Annotated in this window: 17 protein-coding genes; 15 read left to right on the top strand and 2 right to left on the bottom strand. The window is 74.0% G+C overall.

What is annotated here, in order from left to right:
* The first annotated feature begins 132 nt into the window (after window positions 1-132).
* Together ACGFT1_RS15805 and hemW are read left to right on the top strand one after the other, a co-directional pair.
* Window positions 133-2007, top strand: a complete 1875-nt coding sequence (locus ACGFT1_RS15805; protein ID WP_373909532.1) for a long-chain fatty acid--CoA ligase — start codon at window positions 133-135, stop codon at window positions 2005-2007.
* Window positions 2008-2319: 312 nt separating this feature from the next.
* Window positions 2320-3552 (top strand): radical SAM family heme chaperone HemW, encoded by a 1233-nt coding sequence (gene hemW, locus ACGFT1_RS15800; protein WP_373909531.1) that lies wholly within the window; start codon window positions 2320-2322, stop codon window positions 3550-3552.
* A 228-nt stretch (window positions 3553-3780) separates the two neighbouring features.
* Here the strand turns inward: hemW and ACGFT1_RS15795 are convergent, their stop codons facing one another.
* Window positions 3781-4584 carry a DUF3097 domain-containing protein gene (locus ACGFT1_RS15795; protein WP_373909530.1) on the bottom strand — a complete coding sequence of 268 codons (804 nt, stop codon included), beginning with the start codon at window positions 4582-4584 and terminating at the stop codon, window positions 3781-3783.
* A gap of 68 nt (window positions 4585-4652) precedes the next feature.
* Window positions 4653-5375 (bottom strand): MBL fold metallo-hydrolase, encoded by a 723-nt coding sequence (locus ACGFT1_RS15790; RefSeq protein ID WP_373909529.1) that lies wholly within the window; start codon window positions 5373-5375, stop codon window positions 4653-4655.
* 163 nt (window positions 5376-5538) lie between these two features.
* On the opposite strand from ACGFT1_RS15790, the gene hrcA reads away from it, so the two are divergent.
* From hrcA to ACGFT1_RS15725, 13 genes are all read left to right on the top strand, one after another.
* Window positions 5539-6555: a heat-inducible transcriptional repressor HrcA gene (gene hrcA, locus ACGFT1_RS15785; protein ID WP_361998230.1), complete on the top strand. Its 1017-nt coding sequence runs from the start codon at window positions 5539-5541 to the stop codon at window positions 6553-6555.
* Entirely contained in the window at window positions 6556-7692 is a 1137-nt protein-coding gene (gene dnaJ / locus ACGFT1_RS15780; protein ID WP_373909528.1) for a molecular chaperone DnaJ, read from the top strand.
* Window positions 7693-7827: 135 nt separating this feature from the next.
* Window positions 7828-8958 (top strand): nitronate monooxygenase, encoded by a 1131-nt coding sequence (locus tag ACGFT1_RS15775; RefSeq protein ID WP_373909527.1) that lies wholly within the window; start codon window positions 7828-7830, stop codon window positions 8956-8958.
* The gene (locus ACGFT1_RS15770) at window positions 8955-9695 is read left to right on the top strand and encodes a 16S rRNA (uracil(1498)-N(3))-methyltransferase (protein ID WP_373909526.1); all 741 of its coding nucleotides are present in this window, start codon (window positions 8955-8957) and stop codon (window positions 9693-9695) included. The genes ACGFT1_RS15775 and ACGFT1_RS15770 overlap by 4 nt, the downstream gene beginning before the upstream one ends.
* 16 nt (window positions 9696-9711) lie before the next feature.
* Window positions 9712-10104 carry a VOC family protein gene (locus ACGFT1_RS15765; RefSeq protein ID WP_373909525.1) on the top strand — a complete coding sequence of 131 codons (393 nt, stop codon included), beginning with the start codon at window positions 9712-9714 and terminating at the stop codon, window positions 10102-10104.
* A gap of 124 nt (window positions 10105-10228) precedes the next feature.
* Window positions 10229-10768: a hypothetical protein gene (locus ACGFT1_RS15760; RefSeq protein ID WP_373909524.1), complete on the top strand. Its 540-nt coding sequence runs from the start codon at window positions 10229-10231 to the stop codon at window positions 10766-10768.
* Window positions 10769-10814: 46 nt separating this feature from the next.
* Complete coding sequence (locus ACGFT1_RS15755; RefSeq protein ID WP_373909523.1) at window positions 10815-14033, top strand: S41 family peptidase; 3219 nt, start codon at window positions 10815-10817, stop codon at window positions 14031-14033.
* 96 nt (window positions 14034-14129) lie between these two features.
* A complete protein-coding gene (locus tag ACGFT1_RS15750; protein ID WP_373909522.1) occupies window positions 14130-14483 on the top strand; it encodes a histidine triad nucleotide-binding protein in 354 nt (117 codons plus the stop codon).
* Window positions 14484-14498: 15 nt separating this feature from the next.
* Complete coding sequence (locus ACGFT1_RS15745; RefSeq protein ID WP_373909521.1) at window positions 14499-15404, top strand: ribonuclease Z; 906 nt, start codon at window positions 14499-14501, stop codon at window positions 15402-15404.
* A 20-nt stretch (window positions 15405-15424) separates the two neighbouring features.
* Window positions 15425-16429, top strand: a complete 1005-nt coding sequence (locus ACGFT1_RS15740) for an adenosine deaminase (protein WP_373909520.1) — start codon at window positions 15425-15427, stop codon at window positions 16427-16429.
* Between the two features lie 189 nt (window positions 16430-16618).
* Entirely contained in the window at window positions 16619-17539 is a 921-nt protein-coding gene (locus ACGFT1_RS15735) for a 5-dehydro-4-deoxyglucarate dehydratase (RefSeq protein WP_373909714.1), read from the top strand.
* The gene (locus tag ACGFT1_RS15730) at window positions 17536-18825 is read left to right on the top strand and encodes a glucarate dehydratase family protein (protein WP_373909519.1); all 1290 of its coding nucleotides are present in this window, start codon (window positions 17536-17538) and stop codon (window positions 18823-18825) included. The genes ACGFT1_RS15735 and ACGFT1_RS15730 overlap by 4 nt, the downstream gene beginning before the upstream one ends.
* Window positions 18826-18909: 84 nt before the next feature.
* Window positions 18910-20043, top strand: a complete 1134-nt coding sequence (locus tag ACGFT1_RS15725) for a carbohydrate kinase family protein (RefSeq protein WP_373909713.1) — start codon at window positions 18910-18912, stop codon at window positions 20041-20043.
* Window positions 20044-20148: the final 105 nt, after the last annotated feature.

The raw sequence follows: 20148 nt of genomic DNA, 5'->3' as shown, positions 1-20148 counted from the left end.
CGGCCGGTCGCGCCTTACTCTGATCCCTGCTCGATAGTTACTCGCGAGTTAAACAAGCCACCCGAACCCCCACCGTGAGTTAACCCAGCCGCACCGAGTTCGCCGCACCGTCGCGGGCCCCCGGAGGATGTCGTGAGCGACACACAGACCCTGATCGAGACCCGTCCGCCCTCCGTGGCGGCCCTCTTCCTGGAGCGCGTCGCGGCCACACCGGACGCGGAGGCCTACCGCTACCCGGTGCCGGCGGCCTCCGGCCAGGGGCCCGACGACTGGAAGTCGCTGAGCTGGACGCAGGCGGCCGACCGGGTGCACGCGATCGCGGCCGGCCTCATCGAGCTGGGCATCCAGCCCGAGCAGCGGGTGGCGCTCGCCTCCTCCACCCGCGTCGAGTGGATCCTCGCCGACCTGGGCATCATGTGTGCCGGCGGCGCCACCACCACGATCTACCCGCAGACCAACGCCGACGAGTCCGCGTTCATCCTGTCGGACTCGGAGAGCCGGATCCTGATCGCCGAGGACGCGGCCCAGCTCGCCAAGGCCCTGGGCAAGCGCGCCGAGCTGCCCGCGCTGACCAAGGTGGTGGTCGTCGACCCGGCCGGCGTCGAGACGAACGACTGGGTGACCACCCTCGCGGAGCTGGAGGAGCGCGGCAAGGCCTACCTGGAGACGCACCCGCAGCTGATCAAGGAGCGGGTCGGCGCGATCACCAGGGACCAGCTCGCCACCCTCATCTACACCTCCGGCACCACCGGCCGCCCCAAGGGCGTGCGCCTGCCGCACGACAACTGGGCGTACATGGCGCGGGCGATCGCGTCGACCGGCCTGGTCACCGTCGACGACGTGCAGTACCTGTGGCTGCCCCTCGCGCACGTCTTCGGCAAGGTGCTCACGTCCGGGCAGATCGAGGTCGGGCACGTCACCGCCGTCGACGGCCGTGTCGACAAGATCATCGAGAATCTGCCGGTGGTGCGGCCGACGTACATGGCGGCCGTGCCGCGCATCTTCGAGAAGGTCTACAACGGCGTCGCGGCCAAGGCCCGCGAGGGCGGCGCGGCGAAGTACAAGATCTTCCAGTGGGCCGCCGAGGTCGCCCGCGAGTACGCCAAGGCCAGCCAGGACAACTTCCGGCGCACCGGCACCGCCTCCGTGCCCTTCGGCCTCGCCGCCCGGCACAAGGTCGCCGACACCCTGGTCTACGGCAAGCTCCGCGAGGCCTTCGGCGGCCGGCTGCGCGCCTGTGTCTCCGGCGCCTCCGCGCTCTCCCCGGAGATCGGGTTCTTCTTCGCCGGCGCCGGCATCCACATTCTGGAGGGCTACGGCCTCACGGAGACCTCCGCCGCCTCCTTCGTCAACCCCGGCGAGGCCTACCGCACCGGCACGGTCGGCAAGCCGCTGCCCGGCACCGAGGTGCGCATCGCCGACGACGGCGAGATCCTGCTGCGCGGCCCCGGCGTCATGGAGGGCTACCACCAGCAGCCCGGGAAGACCGCCGAGGTGCTGGAGTCCGACGGCTGGTTCCACACCGGCGACATCGGTGAACTCTCCCCCGACGGCTATCTGCGCATCACCGACCGCAAGAAGGACCTCATCAAGACCTCCGGCGGCAAGTACGTCGCGCCGGCCGAGGTCGAGGGCCAGTTCAAGGCGGTCTGCCCGTACGTCTCCAACATCCTCGTGCACGGAGCCGACCGGAACTACTGCACGGCCCTCATCGCCCTGGACGAACTCGCGATCCAGGACTGGGCGAAGGACAACGGCCTGGAGGGCAGGCCGTACGCGGAGATCGTCGCCGCGCCGCAGACGGTGGAGATGGTCGACGGGTACGTCCGGGAGCTCAACACCGGGCTCCAGCGCTGGCAGACCATCAAGAAGTTCCGGCTGCTGCCGCGCGACCTCGACGTGGAGCACGGCGAGATCACACCGAGCCTGAAGCTGAAGCGGCCGGTGGTGGAGCGGGCGTACCGGCACCTCATCGACGAGATGTACGCGGGGACGCGGGAGCAGTAGGGCCACCGCAGGACGGGCGGCCGCCGCCGGGCCCCGACGGCGGCCGCGCGACGCCTCCCGACGCCGCCCGGCCCCGCGGGCGGCCCCCGGCGGCGCGCCCGCCTCCACCCGCCCCGGCCGAAGCGCCCGTCCCCACCCGCGCCAGCCGAGCCGCCCGCTCCAAGCGGAGCGCCCGCCCCGCTCCCCCCGGGGCCCGCCCGGCCCTCCTCGTACGCCCGAGGTGGAGCGCCTGCCCTCTGCGGCGCGTGCGGCCCGGCCCGCCCGCGTCCGTTCCGGCCGGAGCGTCCGGCCGCGTGCGGGACAATGGGGGACATGCCTTCCGCACTTCCCGACGGTGAGCCCGTCCCCGCCGACGGTGCGCTGCCCGCGCACGCGCTCGCCGGGACCGGTGACCGGCCGCTCGGCTTCTACCTCCACGTGCCGTACTGCGCGACCCGCTGCGGCTACTGCGACTTCAACACCTACACCGCGACCGAGCTGCGCGGCACGGGCGGCGTCCTCGCCTCCCGGGACAACTACGCCGAGACGCTGACCGACGAGGTCCGGCTGGCCCGGAAGGTGCTGGGCGACGATCCGCGCGAGGTCCGCACGGTCTTCGTCGGCGGCGGTACGCCGACCCTGCTGGACGCCGGCGACCTGGTGCGGATGCTGGCGGCGGTCCGCGACGAGTTCGGGCTCGCGCCGGACGCGGAGGTCACGACGGAGGCGAACCCGGAGTCGGTCGGCCCGGAGTATCTCGCCACCCTCCGGGAGGGGGGCTTCAACCGGATCTCCTTCGGGATGCAGAGCGCCAGGCAGCACGTGCTGAGGATCCTCGACCGCACCCATACCCCCGGCCGGCCGGAGGCGTGCGTGGCGGAGGCCAGGGCGGCGGGATTCGAGCACGTCAACCTGGACCTGATCTACGGCACCCCGGGGGAGTCGGACGACGACTGGCGGGCCTCGCTGGAGGCGGCCCTGGGCGCCGGCCCCGACCATGTCAGCGCGTACGCGCTCATCGTCGAGGAGGGCACCAGGCTCGCCGGCCGGGTCCGCCGGGGCGAGATCCCGATGACGGACGACGACGTCCACGCCGACCGCTACCTGATCGCCGAGGAGATGCTGAGCGCGGCGGGCTTCAACTGGTACGAGGTCTCCAACTGGGCCACTTCCCCGGCGGCCCGCTGCCTGCACAACGAGCTGTACTGGCGGGGCGCCGACTGGTGGGGCGCCGGACCGGGCGCGCACAGCCATGTGGGCGGGGTGCGCTGGTGGAACGTGAAGCACCCGGGCGCGTACGCGGCCGCGCTGGCGGCGGGACGCTCGCCGGGCGCGGGCCGCGAGCTGCTGTCCGACGAGGACCGCAGGGTCGAGCGCGTCCTGCTGGAGCTGCGGCTGCGGGAGGGCGTGCCGCTGGACCTGCTCCGGACGGAGGGGCTCGCGGCGGCCCGCCGGGCCCTGGCCGACGGGCTGCTCCGGACGGGGCCGTACGAGGAGGGGCGCGCCGCGCTGACCCTGCGCGGGCGGCTGCTGGCGGACGCGGTGGTGCGGGACCTGGTCGACTGACCCCGTCACGCGGGCGCGGTCACCGAGTCGATCAGCTTCGCGGAGCCTCCTGTGCGGGCGCGTCACGGAGGCGGTCAGCCTTCTGGGCTGCCCCCATTCGCGGGCGCGGTCACCGAGTCGATCAGCTTCGCGGAGCCTCCTGTGCGGGCGCGTCACGGAGGCGGTCAGCCTTCTGGGCTGCCCCCATTCGCGGGCGCGGTCACCGAGTCGATCAGCTTCTCGGCGCCCCTACGCGGGCGCGGTCACGAAGTCGATCAGTTCCTCGACCCGGCCCAGAAGTTCCGGCTCCAGGTCCTTGTACGACCGCACCCGCGCCAGGATCCCCTGCCAGACCGCGCCCGTGTTCTCCGGCCAGCCCAGCGCCCGGCACACCCCCGTCTTCCAGTCCTGGCCGCGCGGCACCGCCGGCCAGGCCGGGATGCCCACGGCGGACGGCTTCACCGCCTCCCAGACGTCGATGTACGGGTGACCGACGACGAGCGCGTGCTCGCTGGTCACCGACTGTGCGATGCGCCACTCCTTGGTGCCGGGCACCAGATGGTCCACGAGCACGCCCAGCCGGGCGTCCGGGCCCGGCGCGAACTCCGCGACGATCGCCGGCAGGTCGTCCACGCCCCCCAGGTACTCCACCACCACGCCCTCGACGCGCAGGTCGTCGCCCCACACCCTCTCGACCAGTTCGGCGTCGTGCCGGCCCTCGACGTAGATGCGGCCGGCGCGGGCCACGCGCGCGCGGGCCTCGGGGACGGCGACCGAGCCGGATGCCGTGCGTGTGGGGCGTACCGGCCCCGACGGCGGCCGGACGAGCGTCACCGCGCGGCCCTCCAGCAGGAAGCCGCGCGGCTGGAGGGGGAACACCCGGTGCTTGCCGAAACGGTCCTCCAGGGTCACGGTGCCGGCCTCGCAGCGGATCACCGCCCCGCAGAACCCGCTGCCGGGCTCCTCGACCACCAGGCCCGGCTCGGCCGCCACCTCCGGCACGGGCTTCGGCTTCTTCCACGACGGGGTCAGATCGGCGGAGTACTGGCGCATTCGGATGACGATAGGAGAAGCCGTGCGGCGGTGCGCACGACACGCCGGGAACCGGCCGGCGCAGCGGCTCAGCTCACGCCGAAACGGGCGGCCAGCGCGTCCCGTTGACGCCGTACGAAGGCGGCGTCCACCACCGCTCCGTGCCCCGGCACGTACCGCGCGTCCTCGCCGCCGAGCGCCAGCAGCCGGTCCAGAGCGTCCGGCCAGCGCGAGGGGACCGCGTCCGGCCCCGCCTGCGGTTCGCCGGACTCCTCCACCAGGTCGCCGCAGAACACCACCCCCGGATCGCCGGGGACGAGCACGGCCAGGTCGTGCGCGGTGTGGCCGGGGCCCACGTTCGCCAGCAGCGCCTGCCGGCCGCCGCCCAGGTCGAGCGTCCACTCGCCGGACACCGGGTGGCCGGGCGGGACCAGCGCGTCCACCGCCTCGTCGGTGTCGGCGGGCGGCAGGCCGTTCCTCAGCGCGTCCCGGCGCAGCTCCTCGCGCTGGTGGGCCAGGACCGCGTCCGTGCCCACGGCCGCGTACGTCTCGGCTCCGGCGAACGCGCAGGCGCCGAAGACGTGGTCGAAATGGGGATGGGTGAGAGCGAGATGGGTCACACGGCCGCCGGCCAGCGCCTCGGCCCGGGACCGCAGCCGGGCCCCCTCCGCCGGGCTCGATCCCGCGTCCACCACCAGCGCCGTGCCCGAGCCCAGGACCAGGCCCGCGGTGCAGTCCCAGCCCGGCAGCCGGCACCGCCCCACCCCGGCGGCCAACCGTTCCCAGCCCAGGTCTTCCCAAGTCACCGTCATACCGGCGACGCTAGCGCTACGGGCCGGTACGGCGGGACCGGCCTTGCCCGGTGCGTACCCGACGGCCGTACACTGGGCCGGGGAAGGCTGGCACTCGCACGGGCGGAGTGCCAGGCGGGCCCGACGAACGGACGAGGGGACGACGTGCTGGAGGTGCGCGCGGATGCTGAGTGAACGCAGGCTTCAGGTGCTGCGCGCGATCGTCCAGGACTATGTCGGCACCGAGGAGCCGGTGGGCTCCAAGGCGCTCACCGAGCGGCACAACCTCGGCGTCTCCCCGGCGACCGTCCGCAACGACATGGCGGCCCTGGAGGACGAGGGGTACATCGCCCAGCCGCACACCAGTGCGGGGCGCATCCCCACCGACAAGGGCTACCGGCTGTTCGTGGACAAGCTCGCCGGTGTCAAGCCGATGACCGGGCCGGAGCGGCGTGCCATCCAGAATTTCCTGGAGGGCGCCGTCGACCTCGACGACGTCGTGGCGCGCACGGTCCGGCTGCTGGCGCAGCTGACCCGGCAGGTCGCCGTCGTGCAGTACCCGTCGCTGACCAGGTCCACCGTCCGGCACGTGGAGCTGCTCTCGCTGGCTCCCGCGCGGGTCATGCTGGTGCTGATCACGGACACCGGCCGGGTCGAGCAGCGGATGGTCGACTGCCCGGCGCCGTTCGGCGAGGCCTCGCTGGCGGACCTGCGGGCGCGGCTGAACAGCCGGGTCGCGGGCCGACGGTTCGCGGATGTCCCGAAACTGGTCGAGGACCTGCCGGAGGCGTTCGACCACGAGGACCGCGGTACGGTCTCCACGGTGCTCTCCACTCTGCTGGAGACACTCGTCGAGGAGAACGAGGAGCGGCTGATGATCGGCGGTACCGCCAATCTCACCCGCTTCGGGCACGACTTCCCCCTCACGATCCGGCCCGTCCTGGAGGCCCTGGAGGAGCAGGTCGTGCTCCTCAAGCTCCTGGGCGAGGCGAAGGACCCGGGCGTGACCGTGCGTATCGGCCACGAGAACGCCCATGCAGGACTCAACTCCACCTCCGTCGTGTCGGTGGGCTACGGTTCGGGCGGCGAGGCAGTCGCCAAGCTCGGCGTGGTCGGACCGACCCGCATGGACTACCCGGGAACGATGGGAGCGGTACGCGCAGTGGCACGGTACGTCGGACAGATCCTGGCGGAGTCGTAAGTGGCCACGGACTACTACGCCGTTCTCGGCGTGCGCCGCGACGCGTCGCAGGATGAGATCAAGAAGGCGTTCCGTCGGCTCGCTCGCGAGCTGCACCCGGACGTCAACCCCGATCCGAAGACCCAGGAGCGGTTCAAGGAGATCAACGCCGCCTACGAGGTGCTGTCGGACCCGCAGAAGAAGCAGGTCTACGACCTCGGCGGCGATCCGCTCTCCCAGTCGGGCGGGGCCGGCGCGGGCGGTTTCGGCGCCGGCGGCTTCGGCAACTTCTCCGACATCATGGACGCGTTCTTCGGTACGGCGTCGCAGCGCGGGCCGCGCTCGCGCACCCGGCGCGGCCAGGACGCGATGATCCGGATCGAGATCGAGCTGGACGAGGCGGCCTTCGGGACGACCAAGGACATCCAGGTCGACACGGCCGTCGTCTGCAACACCTGCAACGGTGAGGGCGCGGCCCCGGGCACGTCCGCGCAGACGTGTGACATGTGCCGCGGCCGTGGCGAGGTGTCGCAGGTCACCCGGTCCTTCCTGGGCCAGGTCATGACCTCCCGGCCCTGCCCCCAGTGCCAGGGCTTCGGCACGGTGGTGCCGACCCCGTGCCCGGAGTGCGCCGGCGACGGCCGCGTCCGCTCGCGCCGCACGCTCACCGTGAAGATCCCTGCCGGCGTCGACAACGGCACCAGGATCCAGCTCGCCGGTGAGGGCGAGGTCGGCCCGGGCGGTGGCCCGGCCGGTGACCTGTACGTCGAGATCCACGAGCTGCCGCACGCGATGTTCCAGCGGCGCGGTGACGACCTGCACTGCACGGTCACCGTGCCGATGACTGCGGCGGCGCTCGGCACGAAGGTGCCGCTGGAGACCCTGGACGGTATGGAGGAGGTCGACATCCGGCCCGGCACCCAGTCCGGCCAGTCGATCCCGCTGCACGACCGGGGCGTGACCCACCTGCGCGGCGGCGGCCGGGGTGACCTGATCGTCCACGTCGAGGTCATGACCCCGACCAAGCTCGACCCCGAGCAGGAGCGCGTCCTGCGCGAACTGGCCAAACTGCGCGGCGAGGAACGCCCCCAGGGCCAGTTCCAGCCCGGGCAGCAAGGTCTGTTCTCCCGGTTGAAGGACGCGTTCAACGGCCGGTGAGGCGGACGGCCGGGGGCGGCCGGGTAAGGGCCGGGGTTTCAGGGGGCGGGGCCCCCTGAAACCCCTTGTGCCACCGGGGTATGCCGCGGAAGCCCGGATTCGGTCTTGCTACGGGGGACGTGACACCATGCGGTCATGTCCTCCGCGCTGACCGATCTCTTTCCCCACCCGATCGTGCAGGCCCCCATGGCGGGCGGGGTCTCCGTCCCGCAGCTCGTCGCCGCCGTCTCCGAGGCCGGCGGACTCGGGTTCCTGGCCGCCGGGTACAAGACCGCCGACGGCATGTACCAGGAGATCAAGCAGCTGCGGGGACTGACGAGCCGGCCGTTCGGCGTGAACGTGTTCATGCCGCAGCCGGAGTACCCCGGCGCGGCCACCGGCATCAGCGCGCCGGCCGGCGCCCCGCCCTCGTCCGGCGCCGTCGAGGTGTACGCCCACCAGCTGGCCGGTGAGGCCGCCTGGTACGAGACCGAGCTGGGGGACCCGGACAGCGGCCGGGACGACGGCTACGAGGCCAAGCTCGCCGTGCTGCTCGACAACCCGGTGCCGCTGGTCTCCTTCCACTTCGGCGTGCCGAGCCGCGAGGTGCTCGACCGGTTCCGCCGGGCGGGCACGTTCACCCTGGTCACCGCCACGACCGCGGAGGAGGCCCGCGTGGTCGAACGGGCCGGCGCGGACGCGGTGATCGCCCAGGGTGTGGAGGCCGGCGGTCACCAGGGCACGCACCGGGACCTCCCGGAGAACGACGGCTCCGGCATCGGACTGCTGTCGCTGGTCACGCAGATCCGCGAGACGGTCCGCGTCCCGGTCGTGGCCGCCGGCGGCATCATGCGCGGCAGCCAGATCGCCGCCGTCCTCGCGGCCGGCGCGAGCGCGGCCCAGCTGGGCACCGCGTTCCTCGCCACCCCCGAGTCCGGCGCGCACGCCCTGCACAAACAGGCGCTGACCAACCCCCTGTTCGCCCGTACCGAGCTGACCCGCGCCTTCTCCGGCCGCCCGGCCCGCGGCCTGGTCAACCGCTTCCTGCGCGAGCACGGCCCGTACGCCCCCGCCGCCTACCCGGACGTCCACCACATGACGGCGCCGCTGCGCAAGGCCGCCGCCAAGGCCGGGGACGCGCAGGGCATGGCGCTGTGGGCGGGCCAGGGACACCGGCTGGCCCGGGCACTGCCGGCCGGGGAGCTGGTGGAGGTGCTGGCGGCCGAACTCGCCGAGGCCAGGACGGCCTTGTCGGACCGGCCGCGGCCCGGAGGTCACGCGCGATGACCGCCCCCGTCTTCATCGTGGATCAACTCGACCTGAACGGTCCGGAGTTCGTGCTCGACGGCCCCGAGGGACGGCACGCCGTGTCCGTGAAGCGGCTGCGGCCGGGCGAGGACGTGGTCCTCACCGACGGGCGTGGACGCTGGGCCGGGGGTGTGGTCAAGGCCGCTGAGGGCAAGGACCGCCTGGTGGTCACGGACCTGGAGGCCGTGCGTGAGGAGCCCCCGGCCGCCCCGCGGATCACCGTCGTACAGGCCCTGCCCAAGGGCGACCGCGGTGAACTGGCCGTGGAGACGATGACCGAGGTCGGGGTCGACGCCATCGTGCCCTGGCAGGCGTCCCGTTGCATCACCCAGTGGAAGGGCGAGCGCGGTCTGAAGGCCCTCGGCAAGTGGCGGGCCACCGCCCGGGAGGCCGGCAAGCAGTCCCGCCGGGTCCGCTTCCCCGAGGTCGGGGACGCGGCGACGACGAGGCAGGTGGCCGAGCTGCTCGCCCGCGCCGACCTCGCCGCCGTCCTCCACGAGAGCGGTGACGAACGCCTCGCCGACGCCGATCTTCCCGCCGACGGCGAGATCGTGCTGGTCGTCGGCCCCGAGGGCGGTGTCTCACCCGAGGAGCTGGCCCTGTTCGCGGAGGCGGGCGCGCGGCCGTACGTCCTCGGTCCCACCGTGCTGCGCACGTCCACCGCGGGCACCGCCGCCGCGGCCCTGCTGCTGGGCCGCACCGGCCGCTGGTCCTGAACACCCGGGAGACACCGTGGAACTCGCCCAGGTGCGGCTGCTCGTCACCGACTTCGCCGCCTGCTACCGCTTCTACGCCGACGTGCTGGGCCTCACGCCGCAGTCCGGCGCGGAGCGGGGCCCGTACGAGAAGTTCAGCCCGCACGCCGGCTCCGCCGGGATCGCGCTGCAGGACCGCGCCATGATGGCCGAGGTCCTGGCCGAGCTGGGCGGCTCCGCAACCGGTCACCGCTCCCTGGTCGTGCTGCGCGTGGACGATCTCGACGCCTGCTGCGCGCGGATCACCGCCCGCGGCGCCACCCTGCTGCACGGCCCGGCCCCGCTGACCGACCGGATGCGGGTGGCGTACCTGAAGGACCCGGAGGGCAACCTCGTCGAACTCCAGGAGTGGCTGCTGCTGCGCGGCTGACGGCGACGGCGGGGGACGCGGTGCGCCCGCCGCGTGCGCGTGGCGGATCCGGACCCTGCTCCGGACGGGTGAGTGGCCGTATGCGGTCTACCGCGTCGCCCGGGCCGGTGGCACGCTGCCCTGTATGGGGGCATGCGGACGGATGCGCAACGGATCGCGGGCGATGGCCGTGGCGGGGCTCGTCGTGCTGGCGGCGGGTGCCGCGGTGGCGTGCCGGCCGGACGGGCTCGGCTCCATGACCGTCGCCTACACCACCGACCTGACGGCCACCGCCGCGCTGGAACACCGGCACGTCGACGTCGCCTGGCTCACCTGCACCGGTGCTGACGGCGGGGGCCGTACGCACGGCGCCTCACCCGCGCCGGGCGAGACCACCGTGGTCTCCGTCGACTGCCGGGGCCGGACGGGCGACGGGCGGAAGATCGTGGTCACGGGGCTGGTGACCAAGGCCGTCGACGGGGCCTGCGTACGCGGGGACCTGACCGCCAAGGCCGGCGGCAGACAGGTCTTCCACGTGGACGGGCTCGGCGACTGCGCCGCCGGACCCGGGCCCACGTACCACCCGCCCACGGTGGGACGGCCGGAGCCCACCGTGACCGTCACCGTCACCCGGACCGTGTGGTGCCGGACCGGGGCCGCCTGCGGGTCCGCGCCGGGCAAGTGATCGGAACCGGCAGCGGGGCACACCGGTCGCTGCGTAGAGTGACGGGGTGACTCAGGGTGCCTCCACGGGAACGACGGAAACCGCCTCCTATCTCCGATTCCCCCATCTGCACGGCGACTTGGTGACCTTCGTCGCCGAGGACGACGTCTGGCTCGCGCCGCTCGACGGCGGCCGGGCCTGGCGGATCAGCTCCGACAACCGGCCGGTGACGCTGCCCCGGATATCCCCGGACGGCGCACACCTCGCCTGGACGTCCACCCGGGACGGCGCCCCCGAGGTGCATGTCGCCCCGGTCGACGGCGGCCCCGCCGAGCGGCTGACGTACTGGGGCAACCGCCGTACCGAGGTGCGCGGCTGGACGGCGGACGGGCGCGTGCTCGCGCTCGGCGCGCACGGCCGGCACAGTTCCCGCCACACCTGGGCGCACGCCGTCCCGCTCGACGGCGGACCGGCCGAGACCCTGCCGTACGGGCCGGTCGGGGACCTGGCGCAGGGGCCCGCCACCGTGCTGCTGTCCGCGCCGATGGGCCGCGAGGCCGCCCACTGGAAGCGGTACCGGGGCGGTACGGCGGGGAAGCTGTGGATCGACCGCGACGGCGACGGCCGGTTCGTGCGGCTGCACGAGGACATCGCCGGGAACATCGAGTGCCCGGTGTGGGCCGGCGACCGGATCGCCTTCCTCTCCGACCACGAGGGCACCGGAGCCGTCTACTCCTCCCTCGCCGACGGCTCCGACCTGCGCCGGCACACCCCGCTCGGAGACTTCTACGCCCGGCACGCGGCCGGTGACGGCGACCGGGTCGTCTACAGCTCGGCCGGTGAACTCTGGCTCCTGGACGACCTGGAGGGCGCCGAGCCGCGCCGACTGGCCGTGGCACTGGGCGGGTCCCGGACGGATCTGCGGCCGCGCCCGGTCAACGCCGCCCGCTGGTTCGGCGAGGCGTCCCCCGACCACACCGCGCGCGGCAGCGCCGTGTGCGTGCGCGGCGGCGTCCACTGGGTCACCCACCGCTCCGGACCCGCCCGCGCCCTCGCCGCCACCCCCGGCGTCCGCGCCCGGATGCCGCGCGCTTTCCGCGCCGCCGGCGAGGAGTGGGTGGTGTGGGTGACGGACGCCGAGGGCGACGACGCCCTGGAGTTCGCCCCCGCGACCGGCACCGTGCCCGGCGCCCCGCCCCGCCGGCTCGCCGCCGGGCAGCTCGGCCGGGTCCTGGAGCTGGCCATGGCGCCCGACGGCAGCCGGGCCGCCGTCGCCGCGCACGACGGCCGGCTGCTGCTCGTCGAACGGGAGACCGGCGAGGTCCGCGAGGTGGACCGCAGCGACGACGGCGAGGTCTCCGGCCTCGCCTTCTCCCCGGACTCCGCCTGGCTCGCCTGGGCCCACCCCGGCCCCCGCCCGCTGTCCCAGCTGCGCCTCGCCCACACCACCGACCTGTCGGTCACCGAGGCGACCCCGCTGCGCTTCCAGGACTACGCTCCCGCCTTCACCCTCGACGGCCGGCACCTCGCGTTCCTCTCCAACCGCGCCTTCGACCCGGTCTACGACGAACACGTCTTCGATCTCGCGTTCGTGGTCGGCGCCCGCCCGCACCTGATCACCCTGGCCGCCACCACGCCCTCGCCGTTCGGCCCGCAGCGCCACGGCCGTTCCTTCGAGACGCCGGACAAGGACGACACCCCCGACAGCGACGGCACCCCCGCCACCCGCATCGACCTCGAGGGGCTCGCCGACCGGATCGTGCCCTTCCCGGTCGAGGCAGGCCGCTACTCCACGCTGCGCGCGGCCAAGGACGGTGTCCTCTGGCTGCGCCACCCGGTGCAGGGCGTCCTCGGCGCCGCCCGCGCCCACCCGGAGGATCCCGACCCGCACACCGAGCTGGAGCGCTACGACCTCGCCCAGCGCCGCCTGGAGCACCTCGCCTCCCCGGCCGACCACTTCGAGGTCAGCGGCGACGGCCGGCGCGTGCTGCTGTGGAGCGAGGGCCGCCTGCGGGTCGTCCCCGGTGACCGCCGCGCCGGCACCGACGACGACGGCGACACCAGCGTCACCGTCGACCTGGCCCGCGTCCGGCAGAGCGTCGACCCGGCCGCCGAGTGGCGGCAGATGTACGACGAGACCGGCCGCCTCATGCGCGACCACTTCTGGCGCCCCGACCTCGGCGGCGTCGACTGGGACGGCGTCCTCGCCCGCTACCGCCCGCTGCTTCCCCGTCTCGCCACCCACAGCGACCTGGTCGACCTGCTGTGGGAGGTCCAGGGCGAACTCGGCACCTCGCACGCCTACGTCATCCCGGCCGGCGCCCCCGGCGGCGGCGCCCGGCACGGACTGCTCGGAGCCGACATCTCCCGCCACGAGGACGGCAGCTGGCGCATCGACCGCATCCTGCCCGCGGAGACCTCCGACCCGGACGCCCGCTCCCCGCTCGCCGCACCCGGTGTCGCCGTCCGCCCCGGGGACGCGATCATCGCCGTGGCCGGTCACCCCGTCGACCCGGTACGGGGCCCGGGCCCCCTGCTGGTGGGCACGGCCGGCCACCCGATCGAGCTCACCGTCTCCCCGGCCGCCGGCGGCGAACCCCGCCACCCGGTCGTGGTCCCCGTCGCCGACGAGGAACCCCTGCGCTACCACGCCTGGGTCGCCGACCGCCGGGCCCACGTCCACACGGTCTCCGGCGGCCGTCTCGGCTATCTCCACGTGCCCGACATGCAGGCCCCGGGCTGGGCGCAGATCCACCGCGACCTGCGGGTCGAGGTCACCCGCGAGGGCCTCGTGGTCGACGTCCGCGAGAACCGCGGCGGCCACACCTCCCAGCTCGTCGTGGAGAAGCTGGCCCGGCGGGTCATCGGCTGGGACCTCGCGCGCGGCATGCGCCCCACCAGCTATCCCCTCGACGCGCCCCGCGGCCCGGTCGTCGCCGTCGCCAACGAGTTCTCCGGCTCCGACGGCGACATCGTCAACGCGGCCGTCAAGGCCCTCGGTATCGGGCCGGTCGTCGGCACCCGCACGTGGGGCGGTGTCATCGGCATCGACAGCCGCTACCACCTGGTCGACGGCACCCTGGTCACCCAGCCGAAGTACGCGATGTGGCTGGAGGGTTCCGGCTGGGACGTGGAGAACCACGGTGTGGATCCCGACGTGGAGGTGGTCCAGCGCCCCCAGGACTGGGTGGAGGGCCGGGACGCCCAGCTCGACGCGGCCGTCGGACTCGCACTGGCGGCCCTGGAGTCGGCACCGGCGAAGACCCCGCCGGACCTGCCGGCCTGAGGGGCGCGGGGAACCGCGCGGGCGGCCACGGAGGGCACGGCCGCCCGCACCCGAACCACTACGATGCCCACGGTATTGATCACAGGAGGCACACGCATGGCCGGCGAACCGCAGGACGACTGCCTGTTCTGCAAGATCGTGGCGGGAGACATCCCGGCGACGATCGTCCGTGAGACCGAGACGACCCTGGCGTTCCGCGACATAAACCCCCAGGCGCCCACCCACGTCCTGGTGATCCCCAAGGCCCACTACGGGAACGCCGCCGCCCTGGCCGCCGGCGCCCCGCAGATCGCGGCCGACGTCCTCGCCGAGACCCGGGCCGTGGCCGAGGGGGAGGGGCTGGACAGCTACCGCACCGTCTTCAACACCGGTGCGGGCGCCGGCCAGACCGTCTGGCACGCCCACGCCCACGTCCTCGGCGGCCGTGGCCTGCAGTGGCCCCCCGGATAGGGCGGAACCGGCACCGTGTCCGTCCGTGAACTGGTGGTCCTCGGCACCGCCAGCCAGGTCCCGACCCGGCACCGCAACCACAACGGCTACCTGCTGCGGTGGGACGGCGAGGGCATCCTGTTCGACCCCGGCGAGGGCACTCAGCGGCAGATGCTGCGCGCCGGGGTCGCCGCCCACGACCTGAACCGGATCTGCGTCACGCACTTCCACGGCGACCACTCCCTGGGCCTGGCGGGAGTCATCCAGCGGATCAACCTCGACCGGGTGCCGCACGAGGTCACCGCGCACTACCCGCGCTCCGGCCAGGTGTACTTCGACCGCCTGCGCCACGCGACCGCCTACCGGGAGACGGTGACCCTCACCGAGGCCCCGGTCGGCACCGACGGCGTCCTCGCCGTGACCCCGGCGTACACCGTGGAGGCCCGCAGGCTCTCCCACCCCGTCGAGTCCTACGGCTACCGGCTCGTCGAACCCGACGGCCGCCGCATGCTGCCCGACCGGCTCGCCGCGCTCGGGGTCAGGGGCCCGGACGTCGGCGTGCTCCAGCGCGCGGGCCGGGTCGGGGACGTGTCGCTGGAGGACGTCAGCGAGGTGCGGCGCGGGCAGCGGTTCGCGTTCGTCATGGACACCCGGCTCTGCGAGGGGGTCCACGCGCTCGCGGAGGGTTGCGACCTGCTCGTCATCGAGTCCACGTTCCTCGACGAGGACGAGGGGCTGGCGGTCGAGCACGGGCATCTCACCGCCGGTCAGGCCGCCCGGGTGGCGCGCGACGCCGGCGTACGCCACCTGGTCCTGACCCACTTCAGCCAGCGCTACACCGACCCGGAGGAGTTCGGGCGGCAGGCGCGGGCGGCGGGCTTCGGGGGCGAGCTGACCGTGGCGCACGACCTGCTCCGCGTACCGGTTCCGAAACGGCGGTAAAGCACCCGTACGATGCTTTGATGCCCCTCCCGAAAGCAGAACTGCACCTCCATGTCGAAGGCACCCTGGAGCCCGAGCTGGCGTTCTCGCTGGCCGCGCGCAACGGTGTCGAGCTGCCGTACGCCGACACGGACGCGCTCCGTGAGGCCTACCGGTTCGAGGACCTCCAGTCCTTCCTGAACCTGTACTACGAGCTGATGGCCGTCCTGCGCACCGAGCAGGACTTCGCCGACCTGGCCGACGCCTACCTGGCCCGCGCCGCCGCGCAGGGCGTGCGGCACGCCGAGATCTTCTTCGACCCGCAGGCCCACCTGGCCCGGGGAGTGGCCATGGGCACGGTCGTGGAGGGGCTGTGGCGGGCGCTCGGCCGCAGCGAGGAGCGGCACGGCGTCTCCACCCGGCTGATCATGTGCTTCCTGCGGGACGAGTCCGCCGAGTCGGCCCTTGCGACCCTGGAGGCCGCCAAGCCCTACCTGGACCGGATCACCGGGGTCGGCCTGGACTCCGCCGAGGTCGGGCATCCGCCGGTGAAGTTCCGCGAGGTGTACGAGGCCGCCGCCGCGCTGGGGCTGCGCCGTGTCGCGCACGCCGGTGAGGAGGGGCCGCCGGAGTACATCACCGAGGCGCTGGACGTGCTCGGTGTGGAGCGCGTCGACCACGGCCTGCGCTGCATGGAGGACCCGGCGCTGGTCGAGCGGCTGGTCCGGGACCGGATCCCGCTCACCCTGTGCCCGCTGTCCAACGTCCGGCTGCGCGCCGTGGACACCCTGGCGGACCATCCGCTGCCGGCCATGCTCGACGCCGGCCTGCTGTGCACGGTCAACTCCGACGACCCGGCCTACTTCGGCGGGTACGCCGGTGACAACTTCGCGGCGGTCGGCACGGTCCTCGGCCTGCCCCGGGAGCGGCTGCGCGAGCTGGCCCGCAACTCCTTCCTCGCCTCCTTCCTGGAGGACGACGAGGACCGCAGGGCCCGCTGCCTCGCCGAGGTCGACGCCTACGAGTTCGGCGACGCGGTGTCGTAGACGCCGCGCCGCCCCGGCGGGGACCTCCCCGCCGGGGGTGATCCGGGTCACGATGACGTCCGAGGATGGCGGACCGGGGGGCGACCGTCTAACCTCCGTTCTTATATGTGATCGACATTCATAAGAGGGGATGGTCCAGTGGGCGGCGATCCGGCTCCGCAGGACGTGGCGCGACGGCTGCGGGAGGGGATGGCGCGGGGCGTGCTGTCCTTCCCGCTCACCGCCTTCCACGACGACGGCACCCTCGACCCCGACGGCTTCCGCGCCCATGCCTCCGGCCAGCTCGCCGCCGGGCCCGGCGCGCTCTTCCCGGCCTGCGGCACCGGCGAGTTCTTCTCCCTGGACGAGGACGAGTACCGCACGGTGGTCACCGTCGCCGTCGAGGAGGCGGCCCGCGACGCGGGCGCCCGGGCGGGGGACGCGGTGCCCGTCGTCGCCGGCACCGGATACGGCTGGGCGCAGGCCGCCCGGTTCGCGCGGATCGCCGAGGAGGCCGGCGCCGACGCCCTGCTCGTGCTGCCGCACTACCTGGTCGACGCCCCGCAGGACGGCCTCGCCGCCCAGCTGGAACAGCTCGCCGCCCGCACCCGGCTGCCCCTGATCGCCTACCAGCGCGGCCAGGTCGCCTACGGCGTCGAGGCGTTGCGGCGCATCGCGCGCGTCCCCGGCGTCATCGGCCTCAAGGACGGCCACAGCGACCTCGACCGCCTCCAGCGCCTCACCCTCGCCGCCCCCGAGGGCTTCCTCTTCTTCAACGGCGCCGCCACCGCCGAGATCCAGGCCCGCGCCTACGCGGCCGTCGGCGTCCCCGCCTACTCCTCCGCCGTCCACGCCTTCGCCCCCGAGATCGCCGGCGCCTTCCGCACCGCGCTGCACGAGGAGGACCACGGCACCGTCGACGCGCTGCTGCGCGGCTTCTACGTCCCCTTCGTCGAACTGCGCGACCGCACCCCCGGATACGCCGTGTCCCTGGTGAAGGCGGCGGCCCGGCTGCGCGGACGGCGCGTCGGCCCCGTGCGCGCCCCGCTCACCGACCCCGCGCCCGCCGACCTCGCCGCCCTGAAGGCCCTCCTCACCACCGGACTCGACCTCGTGGGAGCCTCCCTGTGACCCGTGACCTGACCATCACCGAGGTGCGGCTTACGCCGATCCTGGTCGCCGACCCGCCGCTGCTCAACACCCAGGGCGTGCACCAGCCGTACACCCCCCGGCTGATCGTGGAGGTCGTGACCGCCGACGGGATCACCGGGCTCGGCGAGACCTACGGCGACACCAAGTACCTGGAGCTGGCTCGGCCGCTGGCCGAGCGGCTCACCGGCCACTCGGTCATGGATCTGAACAGCCTGTTCGGGATCGACCTCGCCGTGGACGCCTCCCGCGTCGAGGGCCAGGCGGACGCCGGCGGACTGCGCGGGGTGCAGAGCGCGGACAAGCTGCGGCTGTCCGTGCTCTCCGCCTTCGAGGTCGCCTGCCTCGACGCCCAGGGCAGAGCGCTCGGACTGCCCGTGCACGCGCTGCTCGGCGGCAAGGTCCGGGACGCCGTCGAGTACAGCGCCTACCTCTTCTACAAGTGGGCCGCCCACCCGGCGGGCGTACCGGCCGAACCCGACGGGTGGGGCCCCGCCCTCGACCCGGCCGGGGTGGTGGCACAGGCACGACGGCTCCGGGAGCTGCACGGCTTCGGCTCCTTCAAGCTCAAGGGCGGTGTCCTCCCGCCCGAGGAGGAGACCGCCGCCGTACGCGCCCTGGCCGAAACCTTCCCCGGGCACCCGCTGCGCCTGGACCCCAACGGCGCCTGGTCGGTGGCGACCTCGCTGAAGGTGGCGGAGGAACTGGGGGACGTCCTGGAGTACCTGGAGGACCCGACGCTGGGCACCCCCGGGATGGCCGCCGTGGCCGCGGGCACGGACGTCCCCCTCGCGACCAACATGTGCGTGACGACCTTCGGCGAGATCAGGGAGGCGTTCGAGCGGCACGCCGTCCAGGTCGTCCTCTCCGACCACCACTACTGGGGCGGGCTGCGCAACACCCAGCACCTCGCCGCGATCTGCGCCGCCTTCGGAGTGGGGGTGTCCATGCACTCCAACACCCACCTGGGCATCAGCCTCGCCGCGATGACCCAGGTGGCGTCCACGGTCCCCGGCCTGCGCCACGCCTGCGACTCCCACTACCCCTGGCAGTCCGAGGACGTCCTCACCGAGCGGCTCGCCTTCGAGGGCGGCCGGATCGCGGTGAGCGACGCCCCCGGTCTCGGCGTGGAACTGGACCGCGACGAACTGGCCCGGCTGCACCGGCGGTGGGCCGCGGACGACGGCGGGTACCGGGACCGCGACGACGCGGCGGCGATGCGGGTGGCCGAGCCGGACTGGCGGACCCCGGCGATGCCCCGCTGGTGACCGCGGGCGTACGGCGTCCGGGGGCGCGGCCTGGTGCACACTGGCCAGAACCGCACCACCGTCAGGGAGCGCACCGTGACCCCGTTGCACACGGCCACCGGAGAGGAACCGGAACACCTCACGCAGGCGGCGCGAGGCCAGAGTCAGGTCGACCCGCTCGCCGCGCTGCGCGGCCCTGGGGACCCGCCCTGGGACGTGTATCTCACCGGCACGGTCTTCCTCGACATCGTCTTCACCGGCCTCGACTCGGCGCCCGTGCGCGGCACCGAGTCCTGGGCCCGGGGCATGGGGTCCAGCCCCGGCGGGGTCGCCAACATGGCCACCGCCCTGGCCCGGCTCGGCCTGCGCACCTCCCTGGCCGCGGCCTTCGGCGACGACCACTACGGCGAGTACTGCTGGGACGCGCTCGCCCAGGGCGAGGGCATCGACCTCTCGGCCTCGCGGACCGTGCCCGGCTGGCACTCCCCGGTCACCGTCTCCATGGCGTACGAGGGGGAGCGGACCATGGTCTCCCACGGGCACGAGCCACCGCCCGGGGAGCCGGCGCCGGACTGCCCGCGCCCCGCGCGGGCGGCCATCGCCTCCCTCACCCCCGGCGCCCGGGCCCCGTGGCTCGCGCAGGCCGCGCGGACGGGCACCCGGATCTTCGCCGACGTCGGCTGGGACGGGACGGGCGCGTGGGACCTGGCCGGACTGGCCGACCTGGAGCACTGCGAGGCGTTCCTGCCCAACGCGGAGGAGGCCATGCGGTACACGGGGACGAACTGCCCGCGGGCCGCCGCGCGCGCCCTGACCGAGCGGGTGCCGGTGGCCGTGGTGACGCTGGGGGCGCAGGGGGCGTACGCGGTGGACCGGCGTACGGGCGAGACGGCGGAGGTGCCGGCGATCGCCGTGGAGGCGCTCGATCCGACGGGGGCGGGGGATGTGTTCGTCGCCGGGTTCGTGACGGGGTCGCTGGCGGGCTGGCCGCTGGCCGACCGGCTGGCCTTCGCGGGCCTCACCGCGGCGCTGTCGGTGCAGGAGTTCGGCGGGTCGCTGTCGGCGCCGGGCTGGTCGGAGATCGGGGCGTGGTGGCGCCGGGTGCAGTCCCTCCCGGGGCAGGAGCCCAAGGCGCTGCGGCGGTACGCGTTCCTCGACAGGCTCGTCCCGCGGGAGCTGGACCGGCTGTGGCCGCTGCGCCGGGCGGTGCCGACCATCGGGTTCCGGCGCTCCGGCTGAGCCGCCGGGGACCGGCGCGCCCCCGGAGCCGGGTGAGGCGTTGTGCGAAAAGACCTTCGGTGTTGTCGGTCCTGCGTCGTACTCTTGATATCGCGAGGCCGCCCA

Source organism: Streptomyces sp. Y20 (assembly GCF_043195475.1).
Lineage (GTDB): Bacteria > Actinomycetota > Actinomycetes > Streptomycetales > Streptomycetaceae > Streptomyces.
Note: the sequence above shows the minus strand (reverse complement) of the source record. Positions and strands in the feature narration are given on the sequence as shown.